Annotated in this window: 9 protein-coding genes; 1 reads left to right on the top strand and 8 read right to left on the bottom strand. The window is 69.7% G+C overall.

The annotated features are described in order from the left end of the window. Window positions 1–36: 36 nt before the first annotated feature. From ORI60_RS21795 to ORI60_RS21780, 4 genes are all read right to left on the bottom strand, one after another. Window positions 37–222 carry a hypothetical protein gene (locus ORI60_RS21795; protein WP_266039627.1) on the bottom strand — a complete coding sequence of 62 codons (186 nt, stop codon included), beginning with the start codon at window positions 220–222 and terminating at the stop codon, window positions 37–39. 23 nt (window positions 223–245) lie between these two features. Next, complete coding sequence (locus ORI60_RS21790) at window positions 246–1,973, bottom strand: family 20 glycosylhydrolase (protein WP_266039626.1); 1,728 nt, start codon at window positions 1,971–1,973, stop codon at window positions 246–248. 118 nt (window positions 1,974–2,091) lie between these two features. After that, the gene (locus ORI60_RS21785; RefSeq protein ID WP_266039625.1) at window positions 2,092–3,180 is read right to left on the bottom strand and encodes an FAD-dependent monooxygenase; all 1,089 of its coding nucleotides are present in this window, start codon (window positions 3,178–3,180) and stop codon (window positions 2,092–2,094) included. Between the two features lie 72 nt (window positions 3,181–3,252). Continuing rightward, window positions 3,253–4,065 (bottom strand): SAM-dependent methyltransferase, encoded by an 813-nt coding sequence (locus ORI60_RS21780; RefSeq protein WP_266039624.1) that lies wholly within the window; start codon window positions 4,063–4,065, stop codon window positions 3,253–3,255. A 212-nt stretch (window positions 4,066–4,277) separates the two neighbouring features. Here ORI60_RS21780 and ORI60_RS21775 point away from each other — a divergent pair, with 212 nt between their 5' ends. Further along, window positions 4,278–5,264: an alpha/beta hydrolase gene (locus tag ORI60_RS21775; protein WP_266039791.1), complete on the top strand. Its 987-nt coding sequence runs from the start codon at window positions 4,278–4,280 to the stop codon at window positions 5,262–5,264. Here the strand turns inward: ORI60_RS21775 and ORI60_RS21770 are convergent. The 4 genes from ORI60_RS21770 to ORI60_RS21755 form a co-directional block, all read right to left on the bottom strand. Next, entirely contained in the window at window positions 5,242–7,395 is a 2,154-nt protein-coding gene (locus tag ORI60_RS21770) for a terpene synthase family protein (protein ID WP_266039623.1), read from the bottom strand. The genes ORI60_RS21775 and ORI60_RS21770 overlap by 23 nt on opposite strands. Before the next feature lie 143 nt (window positions 7,396–7,538). After that, entirely contained in the window at window positions 7,539–8,087 is a 549-nt protein-coding gene (locus ORI60_RS21765) for a Uma2 family endonuclease (RefSeq protein WP_266039622.1), read from the bottom strand. 545 nt (window positions 8,088–8,632) lie between these two features. Further along, on the bottom strand, window positions 8,633–11,557 hold the full coding sequence (locus ORI60_RS21760; protein WP_266039621.1) for an AfsR/SARP family transcriptional regulator: 2,925 nt from the start codon (window positions 11,555–11,557) through the stop codon (window positions 8,633–8,635). Then, window positions 11,554–12,141: a nitroreductase family protein gene (locus tag ORI60_RS21755; protein ID WP_266039620.1), complete on the bottom strand. Its 588-nt coding sequence runs from the start codon at window positions 12,139–12,141 to the stop codon at window positions 11,554–11,556. The genes ORI60_RS21760 and ORI60_RS21755 overlap by 4 nt, the downstream gene beginning before the upstream one ends. Between the last annotated feature and the right edge of the window lie 28 nt (window positions 12,142–12,169).

The following is a 12,169-nucleotide window of genomic DNA, read 5'->3' as shown; positions in this document are numbered from 1 at the left end:
ACGCTCGATAAGCGCCCGCACCGGATGAATCAGACATCACGCGCCGGAACCGCCGGTCGGGTCCTCCCCGTCCTGCGGTGCGGGCGCGCCGTCCGCTCCCATCTCGTCGTCGGCGCGCCACTCACCCGGCTGCGTCATGTCGCGGTACTGGTCGACCTCCTGCGGTGTCGGGTCGACGCCGGCCTCTTCGGCGAACTCCTCGGCAACTTCCGGATCCGTCATGGCCGACGAGTACCCACTGGAAGTCAGCAAACGCCTCCGTCGCGCCAGACACCCCACTGACCGGTGGTGCCGGGCTCCTCACCTCGCGTCCACCACTGCGCGGTCCACTTGTGGCCGTTGTGCGAGACCACGTTGCCGCCGTTGTAGACCTTGTCGCGCTCCCACGCCGGCTGCGTGCACGGACCGGGGCCGGGGCCACCGGTGTCCCACGGCACCTGGGCCGACTTGTAGAAGTTGATGCCCATGGTCGTCCAGCGCGGGCCCTGGTTGCCCAGGCGCGCCTTGAACTGGTCCCAGTTGTGCGTGGACCACGGCGACCACGCCAGCTCGGCGATCGCGGCGAGCCTGGGGAACGCCATGAACTCGATGTCGCGGCCGGTCACCAGCGTCTCGCTCCACAGTGGAGCCTCCACGCCGTGGACCGCGGACTCCGGGACGCCGCTCAGGTGCGTGCCGGGATTCCACTCGTAGGCGGTCTGGACCTCGATCAGACCGGCCCACGACAGGCCCAAAGGCGTGCTGGAGTTGTACTTCATGTCCAGGTACGCCTTGTTCGCGGGCGACATGATGACCTTCTGGCCGCGTGCCGCCGCTGCCTGCACCGTGGCGTTGGACGTCGTGGTGCCCCAGTACTGCGGCATGGCCGTGGTGTCGGTCGTGGTCTTCACGAACTCGTGCCAGCCGAGCACGGTCTTGCCGTACTTCTTCACGATCGGCAGGGCCCGGTCCATGAACGCCTGGTAGTCGGCGTCGGAGGTCGCGTGCGCCTCGTCACCGCCGATGTGGAAGTACGGGCCGGGCGTGAGCGCCGCGATCTCGCGCACCACGTCGTCGACGAACTGGTAGGTGATGTCCTTGTTCACGCACAGCGAGGAGTAGCCGACCTCGATGTCCGTGCGCAGCGGCGGGGCCTGGCCGTTGCAGTTGAGCTCCGCGTACGAGGCCTGCGCTGCGTTGGTGTGGCCCGGCATGTCGATCTCGGGGATCACCGTGATCTTGCGCGACGCCGCGTACTGCACGATCTCGCTGTACTGCGCCTTGGTGTAGTACCCGCCGGGGCCGCCGCCGACCTGCGTGCTGCCGCCGTACGTGGCGAGGCGCGGCCAGCTGTCGATGACGATCCGCCAGCCCTGGTCGTCGGTCAGGTGCAGGTGGAAGTAATTGATCTTGTAGAGCGCGAGCTGGTCGATGTAGCGCTTGACCGTGGACACCGGGTGGAAGTGGCGGGCCACGTCGAGCATCGCGCCCCGGTAGGAGAACCGCGGGTGGTCGACGATCAGCGCGCCCGGCACGGTCCACGGACCGGCCTGCGCGGTCGTGCTCTCGACCTTGGCCGGCAACAGCTGCCGCAGCGTCTGCACGCCGGCGAACAGGCCTTCGGAGGTGGCGGCGCGCAGAACGATGGAGCTCGCCGCCACGTCGAGCTGGTAGCCCTGCTGGCCGACCGTGCCCGGCGCGCCCGTGAGCAGCAGCGAGATGCCGTCGGACGGGGTCCCGGTCGAGTCGGACACCGGGAACGCGTACCCGGTCGAGGGCCGCAGGACGCCGGCGAGGAAGTCGCCGACGTCACGCGCGGCAGGGGCGGTGTAGATCTTCGTGGCTGCCGTCAGCGTGTGCGTGACACCGCTTCTGGCCTGCACCGAGACAGGGACCGGCACGAGGCTCTGCAGTGGTTCCGCGGCTTGCGACTGCGCGCTCACGGACAGCGCTGCGGTGACAGCGACGACCGCGGCGAGAACGCGAGTTCTCACGACTCCTCCTCACGAGTCGGGGGCGGCGACCCTGCTCCAGCGTGCTCAAACATCCCTTTTGTCGTCAATGGTCTGAGCCAATTCTTTGTTCGAGACCTTCTGGAAGCGGCCTTCCGGCTCAGTACCGGGGCAGGCTGAGGCTGTTCACGATCTCGGCGAAGTCCTCGCCGGGCGCCCCGCCCGTCTCCACGTTCCGCAGCGCCATGTCCTGGTTGGCGGTCACGTACGGCCGCAGGACCTCCTCGTAGCGCCCGAAGGCGGCCGACGGGTCCTTCGCGAGCTCACCGGCCAGCACGTACGCGCCGACCAGTGCCAGGCTCGTGCCCTGCCCGGACATCGGCGAACCGCAGTAGCCGGCGTCACCGAGCAGCACGACGTTGCCGCGCGACCACGAGTCCATCCTGACCTGGCTCATCGAGTCGAAGTGGAAGTCGGGCGCCTCCCACATGTGCTTCAGCGCCGTCGGCCACACCCAGCCCGCGCCGTCGAACTTCTCGGCGACCAGCCGCCGCTGGGCGTCGACGTCGCGGTGGTCGAACGGCACCTCGCCGTAGAAACCCATGTAGACGCGGCATTCCGCGTTGGCGCAGGCGCTCATGATGCCACCGCCGACGGTCCCGCCCTGCTGGAACGTCTGCCAGTGGTCGAGGCCGAGGAAGTTCGGCGCGGTGAAGACGGCGAGGTTCGTGCCGAGGTGGGTGGTGAACCGCGACTCGGGCCCGAACACGAGCCGGCGGACGTGGGAGTGCAGGCCGTCCGCGCCGACGACGACGTCGAAGTCGCGCGGGGCGGCCTTCTCGAACGTGACGCGGGTGCCGTCGATCGAGGTGATGGTGTCGTCGAAGAGGTGCTCGACGCCTTCCGCCGCGTCGAACAGCATGTGGGCGAGGTCGTCGCGCAGCAGTTCGACGTCGGGGCTCGACAGGTCGCCACCGCTCAGGCTGTGCGTGGTGGAGCGGAACAGCTCGTTGCCGTCGGCGTCGACCATGGTCATGCCGCGCATGCCGGTGCTGGACGACCGCAGCCGTTCGCCGAGACCCATGCGCTCCACGACTTCGAGCGCCGGGCCGCGCACGTCGATGGCCTGGCCGCCGGGCCGCAGGCCGCGCGCCCGTTCGACGACGGTGACGCTGAAACCGTGGTGGCGCAACCAGTACGCGAGCGCGGGCCCGGCGATGCTGGCGCCGGAGATCAGAACGTTCTGCACGGTGTTCCCCCTGTGGATCGGTGTTGCCCACAAGGTGCCGACCGGCGCTGACCACTCGCTGACCGAACGCGGTCAGGGTTTGACGGCGACCCCGGCGAACGGAACCTCGTTGATCGCCGGGTTGGCCGCGAAGTCGCCCTCGCCTTCGGGCCGCCACGACGGGCAGCCGACGAGCCCCGGCTCGAGGAGGTCGAACCCGTCGAAGAACGCGAGCACGTCGTCGTGCGTGCGCGGGAACGCCTGGTTCGCCGAGCTCCTGACGTTGTAGGTCCGCACGGCCTCGTCCATTCCGGAGGGCTTCGCCTCGGCGGAGGCGTGCGTCAACGCGAGGAAGCTGCCGGGCGCGAGCCTGTCCCGGTACTGCCCGACGATCGCCGCCGGGTCCCACTCGTCCGGGACGAAGTGCAGCACCAGCAACATGAACAGGCCGACGGGCCGGTCGAAGTCGATCAGCCGGCCGGCCGCGCCGAAGATCTGGTCCAGGTCGCGCAGGTCGGCCTGCACCACGGCGGTGTCGTGGTCTCCCGCGAGGATCAGCTCGCTGTGCGCGACCGCGACCGGGTCCCTGTCGACGTAGACGACCCTGCAGCCGGGCGCCTCCGCCCGCACGATCTCGTGCAGGTTGCCGACGGTCGGGATGCCGGAGCCGATGTCGAGGAACTGCCGCACGCCCCGTTCCGCCACGTGCACCGCGGCCCTGCGCAGGAACGACCTGTTCAGCCGTGCCGCGTCACGCACGCCGGGCATGATCTGCAGGATCTTCTCCCCCAGCGCGCGGTCCGGCGCGAAGTTGTGGCCACCACCGAGCCAGTAGTCGTACACCCGGGCAGGTGACGGCACCGTCGTGTCCACACCTGGTGGAACCCAGCCGAGGTCGCTGCTCACCGGCCGAGCGTACTTGTGCACACCGGTCCGGCTGAACGGATGAGCATCCGATCGTGTGCATCTGCTCGCCACCACTGGACGGATGACCCTAGGTTGTTCGGGGTCGCACGAAAGGGTGATGGCGATGCCGCGGCACGTCGGTGCCGGGGCCGGGCCACGAGAAGAAAGCCTTCAGCGTGAAACTGCTGCCCGTACTGGCCGCTGTGCTGGCGATGACATCGCTGACGCCCGCCGCGCACGCCTCCGGTGCCGACTGCCGGCTCACCACCTTGCCGGTGTCAGGTCCGAGCGGCACCGCGACGATCTCCGGTCAGCTCTGCGAGCCGGTCGGCGCGAACCCGGACTCCGTCCAGCTGCTGGTGCACGGCGGCACGTACAACCGCGCGTACTGGGACCTGCCGGGCGTGCCGGAGTCCTATTCGTACCAGCGCGACATGGCCCGCCGAGGCCGTGCGACGTTCGCCGTCGACCGGCTCGGCACGGGTGCCTCGACGCACCCGCCCAGCCTGCCGCTGCTGATCTCCCTCGAGGCGCGGACGATGCACGAGGTGGTGCAGCACCTGCGCGCCGGACGCGTCGGGGGCACCGCCTACCGCAAGGTCGTCATCGTCGGGCACTCCGTGGGGTCGGGCATCGTGGCGCTGGAGGCCGCGACCTACCACGACGTCGACGGCGTGGTGCTGTCCGGCATGACGCACATGCCGGCCGTCCCGGTGCTGGCTCTCGGTGCGGCGCTGGGACTTCAGCCCGTGTTCCTCGACGACGTGCTGGCGAAGCTCGGCAGCGACCCGTTGTACTTCACGACGCGGCCCGGCGCGCGGGCCGGGCTGTTCTACGCGATGGGCGACGCCGAGCAGGCCGTGGTGGACGCGGACGAGGCGACGAAGGACCAGGTTTCCGTGCCGGGCATGGGAACCGTGGCCGTGTTCGGCATCGTGCTGCCCACGACGCAGGGCATCGACGTGCCGGTGTTCCAGGCGGTCGGCAGCGAGGACGTGCTGTTCTGCGGCCTGCTCGCGTTGCGCGACTGCTCGGACGCCACGCACCTGCGCGCCCAGGAAGCCCCGTACTACCGCCCGGAGGCCCAGCTGCAGACCTACGTGCTGCCGGGCGCGGGTCACTCGCTCGGACTGCACCGCAACGCGGAGGACTACCGCGACGCGACCCGCGCCTGGCTCAGCTCGAAGTTCGGGATGTGAGCCGGGCGGCCGCCGTGCCGATGCCCGAGGGGCCCTGGCTGAACGCTCCCGCGTTCACCGGCGTCCGGATCTCGTCCTCGCCGTAGCGACTGGTCTCCTCGTGCCAGTTGACGATCGCGACGATCCAGTCCTTCAGCTCGTCGGCGTAGCGGGTCAGCGACGCCCGCGTGGCCGAGTCCAGGGAGAGGTCCTCGAACATCTGCGGCAGATGCGTCTCGACCGAGGAGATGAACTGCCCGAGACGGGCGTCCATCAACGCGTAGGTCACTTCGAACGCCCGGGACTGCGAAACTCCGAGGAAGTTCTCGATCACCCTCACCATGTTGTGCACTTCGCCCTCGTACTGGATCTCCTTCAGGTACGAGAAGACGTCGTTGGTCATGCAGGCGTAGTCCATGGCCGACCGCTCCATGGTCTGGACGACGCGGGTCCCCCAGATCTCCGGCGGCACCGTCGTCGAATGGGAGAACCGCGACAGCGAGGTCGTCAGCTCGGAACCGAACGTCGACCGCCGCATCTCCAGGTAGTCGATCGGGTCGGGAATGCGGTTCTGCTGGATGTTCACGACCTCCCACACCCACGCGTCGACCATGTCGTCCACGGTCTGCCGGAACGTCGCGCGGAACTCGGCGGACATCGGACCGGCGGTCTTCTGCCACAGGTCGGCGAGGCTGCGTTCCATCGCGTTGGCGGGTACCAGGGTCGGCACCATGTCGAGCGGCATGCACTGCTTGAGCCGTGCGGTCTGCAGCTTCAGGCCGGCCAGGTCGCGCAGGCGCCCGAAGACCCACGGGTAGACGTCGTCGGCATAGGTGCCCCAGGTCAGCCAGCACGCCGAGAGGAACAGCTCGCCCGGCGTCGCGTCCGGGTCCAGGCCGGACGAGCACAGCGCGAGGTCGAACCCGCGGTGCTTGGCCTCGTCCCAGATGCCCTCGCCGTGGATGCCCATCTCCCGGCCCCACACGACGATCTCCTCGCGCACCTGGTCCAGGTGCGGTGACAGGGTCAGCGTGAACGGGACGTCGAAGGACGGCAGCGTGTACGGCTCGACGACCTTCGGGGTGCTGGAGAACTGCCTGAGCCGCTGCGGCATGGTCTTGGCGTACGAGCCGAGGATCCCCAGCTGGGGCTTCGGGGCCTTGTTCATGTACCGCGACGACCGCAGGTGCCACTCGTGGCCGCCCGCCTGCCAGTCCTGCAGGCCCTTCACGTAGCCCAGGACGGCCGCGCGCCCGATGGGGTCGATGGCGTGCTCGTCGAGCAGGATCGGCAGCTCGGTGAGCGCGGTGTGCTCGAACTGGTGCAGCCGCGAGGTCAGCAGGTCGTTGACGGCCTCGGCGGCCTGCTGCGTGGGCAGGTCGAGGAACTTCTCGAACACCAGCACGCCGTTGGAGAGCTCGCCCTCGTCGAGCACCTCGCGTTCGTAGGAGAACAGGTCGTTGCGCAGGTGCACGGCGTCGCTGAACGTGTCCCTGAGGACCCCGATGGGCCGCGAGAGGGCGATGCGCGCGGGCACCTCGAGGCCGACGGCGTGCTCGACGAGGTTCGCGGACCACGGCGCGCCACCGACCTTGCGGCGCATCTCGATGTACTCGATCGGGTTGGACAGCCTGTGGGCGCTGATGTTGTGCAGCTCCCACATCGACTCGTCGAGCAGGTGCTGGGTGTTGGCGGCGAACCGTTCGCGCCAGTCGAGCGAGTGGGTGGGCACGGTGCGGCGCCAGAGGTCGGCGAGGCCCTTCTCCACCGGGTTCTCCGGCGTGGCCGTGATGGCACCGCTGACCGGCATGAACAGCGGCAACCGGTCGAGGTAGGCCTGTGCGCCTCCGATGTCCGGGTTCCGCTTGTAGAGCTCGACGAAGTGGTCGTCGAAGTAGAAGACCCACACGTACCAGTCGGTGATGAGGTCGAGCGCCTCACCGTCGCAGTCGGGGTGGGTGTACGCGCAGAGCAACGCGTAGTCGTGCGACTCCAGGTCCTCTTCGGTCCAGACGACGGTGCCGTGCTGCGGCACGTCGACCATGTCCATCTCGCGTGCCCAGGCGCGCGTGTGGACGCGGGCGCGTTCGAGGTTCGGGTTCAGCCTGGCCGGATGGGGCGTGTAGAACTCCGGCAGCTGGAACGGCTGCATGTGCGTTGGACCTCCGCGCGTTGGGCTGACGCGATGCACGCAACCAGCCCGCCGCACGGGAACGCCAGATGGTGAAACCGTGATCCACACGTGCGTGGATCACTGTCGCCCGTTCAGCCCAACCCGGCCCGCCCGGCGCACACTCAGCGCACCAGCGACTGGGCGCTGAGCTTCACCGCGAACGGGAATTGCAGCTCGATGATTTCTTCTCCCTCGGAACGGGCCTGCTCGACGTACACGCCGTTTTCGAGATGCAGGCACCGCAGCCACGGACTGTCGTAGTCGATCATCCAGTAGTTCTCGCAGCCGACTTCCTGGAACTTCGCCCGCTTGAGTTCGAGGTCCACGTGCCGCGTGCGGGGCGACAGAACCTCGACCGCCAGCACCGGCGGCCCGATGAGCGCCTGTTTCGAGAACTGCTCGCGCCGGCCCACCACCAGGTCGGGGATGAAGACCGTGTCGTCGGCGAGCACGACGTCGACCGGAGCCGGCAGGACCTCGAGCTCCGGTGGGCAGACAGCGGTCAGCGCCACCAGCAGGCGGGCGACCACCCGCTGGTGCACGGGGCGGGGTGAGGGGCTCATGACGAGCACCCCGTCGACGAGTTCGAAACGGTGCCCGTCATCAGGCATCGCCTCCAGGTCCGCCCACGTCAGTGGTCTGCCGTGGGGAAACGTAGGGACACCACCCATGGTGCGTTCCACCCCCGTGTCGTGGCCACTGCCCGCCGGACGGATCCCGGCGATGCCATTAGACAAGACTGGTCCGATTCTCACGACTCGCAAGCCCCTTTTGGCCGACCCCGCACCACTGCACGCACACGTCCTCGTCACCACCGTCCCGCAGGGTGAGCGGCTGTTGGTCCTGCCGTGGAAGGCACCACCCGGACGGAGCAGCGTGATGGTTTCAATCGAACAAGTGGCTAATTTCTGATCAATTTTCGGGCGATTTTTGATAACGCGCGCCGCCCTGCCAATTGCCCGCGAATGCGACCCTAACGGAATCTTACGGGCGAGCCAAGCACTCCGTTGGAGCAATACCTCACGAGTACCTCACACCGCGTTGATCAAAACACGCCGTTCGCATTCCCTTGAATCCGTGTGATCGCGGTGGGGACGACGTGGGGACGGCCTTCACGACCCTCGGTGGCGACACCACCGAGGGGAGCAGGGGATGCGCAGGACCGGGGACAAAGTGGCGCAGTGGATGGCCTTCGCCGTGCTGGCGGCAGCCGTGATCACGCTGGTGGCACTGGGGCTTTCGCTCTAGCGAGGGTCTGTTCCGCGAACGCGACGGCCCGCGGCTGGGGCGTGTTCCTGGCCGCGGCCACCGCCTCCCGCGCGTACCGCACGGCGGTGTCCCGGTCGCCCAGCGCCAGGTGCACGGCGGAGAGCTGCCCGAGCACGCGGTCCACGCTCCACCAGCTGCGTTCCCGCACGATCACCAGGCACCGGCGCAGGTGGCCGAGCGCCTCGACCGGCCTTCCGCCCAGCTGGGCGTCGAGTGACAGGGCCACGAGCAGCGCGGCCTGTCCGATGTGGTCGCGAACGTCCTCCATGGACGCCAGCACCGCGTGGTCGTCGGAGAGGTTGGTGTACGTCCGGCACAGTCGTGCCGCCTCACGCGCCAGTTCGCGCGCGACGGTGTGGTGGCCCATCTCGTAGCGCCAGTAGGCGTAGTCGGCCAGGGCGAGCGCTTCACCGCGCCGGTCGGCCGACTCGCGGTAGGCGATCAGCGAGCGTTCCGCGTAGGCCAGGCACTCCTCGTCGGCGAACGCGTCGAAGTGCACGTGAGCGATGTTGTGCAGCGTCATGGCCGCGGCCCGGACGTCGCCGTGCTCCTCCATCAACGCGACAGCCTCGCCCATGTACGCCAGGGCTTCCTCGGTCCGGCCGAGCTGGGCGTGGTTGATGCCGATGTTGTGCAGCGCGGCCGCCACCCCGGTCGGCGCGCCCGCCTGCCGCATCAGCACGACACCGCGTTCGAAGTGGTCCAGCGACCTGTCGTACTCGTGCCGTTCGCGCGCGATCATGCCGAGCAGCCCCATCACGGACGCCTCACCGCGCAGGTCGCCGATCTGCCGCATCAGGTCGAGCGCCTCGCGCAGGTCCCTCTCCGCCTTCGGGTCGCCGTCCTCCATGTACGCCGAACCCAGGCCCCGCAACGCTTCCGCGCGTGCCTTCAGGTCGCCGAGGTGGCGTGCGGCACCGAGGGCGACGTTCAGCACCTCGACCCGCTCCCTGCCGGACCCGCGCAACAACAGGAAGTGGGCGAACTGGTGCGGCAGCTGCCACGCGTGGTGGTAGAACCCCTCGTACGCCGCCAGGTAGACGGCGGCCCTGAGGTTCAGCCGCTCGGCCTCCTGCCACGCCAGTGCCTCGAACGGGGTGGGGAACCGCGGCGGATCGACCAGCTCGTGGGTGACGGCGGAGTCGAGCTCCGGGCGGCCGGGGGCGATCCTCCGCGCGGAGTCCTCCGCTCCGCGCAGGTAGTGGTCGAGGATTCGCGCGATCGCCTCGTTCCTCTCCCCCGGCTCGACCGACGCCTTGGCGTGGTCGGCCAGCAGGTCGTGGAGGCGGTAGCGGCCGTTCTCCTTCTGCTGCACCAGGTGTGCGTCCAGGAGCTCGTCGAGCAGCCGTTCGGCCTCTGCGCGGGTGGTGCCGATGACCGCCGCGGCCAGGTACGCGTCGAAGTCCTCGCCGGTGTGCAGGCCCAGCCGCCGGAACAGGCGCTGCTGGTCCGGCGTGAGTTGCTGGTAGGACAGGGCGAACGCGCCCGCGACGCTGCGCTCACCCGCGGTCAGCTCCGTCAGGCGCTGCTCGGTGAGGCGGCGGACGAGGTCCTTCGCGGACCACGCCGGGCGGGTGCGCCAGCGGGCACCGACGATGCGGACGGCCAGCGGCAGGTAGCCGCAGAGGCGGACGATCTCGCGCGCGGAACCGGTGTCCTGGCCGACCTTCGCGCGTCCGGCGATGCTCGCCAGCAGGTTCAGCGAGTCCTCTTCGGACAGCACGTCGAGGGAGATGGTGTGGGCGGCGTCCAGGTCGACCAGGCGGCGCCTGCTGGTGACCAGCACGAGGCCCGAGCCCGGCAGCAGCGGGCGGACCTGGGCGGCGCTGCCCGCGTTGTCGAGCACCACGAGTGCCTTGCGGTGCGCCAACTCCGCTCGCCACCGGGCGGCGCGGGCGTCCAGGCCGTCCGGGATGTCCTGCGCGGGCACGCCGAGCGCCGTCAGCAGCTCCAGCAGCGCGTCCGACGGCGTGCGCGGCGCGACGCCCGCGGTGTAGGAGTGCAGGTCGACGAACAGTTGTGCGTCCGGAAAGCGGGAAGCCAGGCGGTGTGCGGCGCGGACGGCGATGGTGGTCTTGCCGATGCCCGCCATGCCGTCGATCGCGGTGATCGCGACGCACCCGGACGGCACGGCGGCGAGGATCTCGTCCAGGTCGGAGGCACGGCCCGCGAAGTCGGCGATGTCGCCGGGCAGGTCGTTGCGCACGCGCGGCCGGTTGTCCGCCGTGAGCACCTGCTGGTGCGCCTTCTGCAGGTCCTTGCCGGGGTCGAGGCCCAGTTCCCCGGCGAGCCTGCCGCGGATGTCGTCGTAGGCCCGCAACGCCTCGGTCTGCCTGTCGCAGCGGTGCAGCGCCACGATCAGCTGCGCCCACATCCGTTCCCTGGTCGGGTGCTGACGGGTGAGCGACCGCAGTTCGGGCACCAGTCGCTCGTGCCCGCCGCGGGCGAGGTCGGCGTCGATCCGGGCTTCCAGCGTCGCCAGGTACTTCTCGGTCAGCGCGGGCACGTGGTCGCGCTCGAGCGCGTCGCTGCCGATGTCCGCGAACGGGCGGCCGCGCCAGAGCGCGAGCGCCTCCCGGGGTTCCAGGCGGTCGAACCGGTGGAGGTCGACCTCGTCGGGCGGCACGTCCAGCAGGTAGCCGCCGGGCTTGGTGCGCACGAGACCCGGCAGCACTTCGCGCAGGCGGCCGACCGCGGTCTGCAGGGCGTTGCGCGAGCCGCCGGCCAGCTCGACGAGTTCGTCGACACCGACCACCTGCCCCGGCCGCAGCAGCAGGGCGGCCAGCACCACGCGCCGCTTGCCGGGCGGGATGTGGACCTGGCGCCCGTCGAGCACCACCTCCAGCGGCCCGAGCAGGCCGAACGACCTCACCGCCACTGACCCCAGTGCACGACCTCGTCGAACGGGCGGCGCTTGCGCGTGCGCGGCGAAGCGCCCTCGGAGATGGCCTCGTCGGCGGAGTGCCCGATCGCGATCATGCCGATCGGCACGTACATGTCCGGCACGCCGAACGCCGCGCGCAGCTCAGGCCACTTGTCCTCGTCCATCCCGAAGAACACCGCGCCGAGGCCCTCGTCCACGGCGGTCTGCAGGATCAGCAGCGCGGCCATGCCGGTGTCGATGTCCCAGTAGGGCACCGGCCAGTGGTCCTCGCTGCGGTCGGTCCAGCCCTTGTCCTCCTGCGCGTACCGGTCCAGGTAGACGTCCTTGGCCGAGAACGGGATCACGACGACCGGCGCCGTCTTCGCGTCTTCCCCGCCCCACCACTCGAACATCTCGGTGAGCCGCCGCAGCGGCTCGCCCTGCAACACGAGAAAGCCCTGGCCCTGCGAGAACCCGGCCGACGGACCGCGCACGGCGTTGCGCATGATCCGCTGGATGCTCTCGTCGCTGACCGGCTCGTCGGTGAACTTGCGCACCATCCGCCGGCGGCGGACCACTTCCTGGAACTCCATCGCGACCCCCAGACAGTCGAGCCTCGAC

Origin of the sequence: Lentzea sp. NEAU-D7 (assembly GCF_026242055.1) — a bacterium.
GTDB lineage: Bacteria > Actinomycetota > Actinomycetes > Mycobacteriales > Pseudonocardiaceae > Lentzea.
The sequence above is the reverse complement of the archived record's forward strand: the minus strand, read 5'-3'. Positions and strand labels throughout refer to the sequence as shown.

Bases quoted from the DNA above. Each gene is read 5' to 3' on its own strand.
- ORI60_RS21795 (WP_266039627.1), bottom strand. From the start codon at position 222: ATGACGGATCCGGAAGTTGCCGAGGAGTTCGCCGAAGAGGCCGGCGTC.
- ORI60_RS21775 (WP_266039791.1), top strand. From the start codon at position 4,278: ATGACATCGCTGACGCCCGCCGCGCACGCCTCCGGTGCCGACTGCCGG.
- ORI60_RS21770 (WP_266039623.1), bottom strand. From the start codon at position 7,395: ATGCAGCCGTTCCAGCTGCCGGAGTTCTACACGCCCCATCCGGCCAGG.
- ORI60_RS21765 (WP_266039622.1), bottom strand. From the start codon at position 8,087: ATGGGTGGTGTCCCTACGTTTCCCCACGGCAGACCACTGACGTGGGCG.
- ORI60_RS21755 (WP_266039620.1), bottom strand. From the start codon at position 12,141: ATGGAGTTCCAGGAAGTGGTCCGCCGCCGGCGGATGGTGCGCAAGTTC.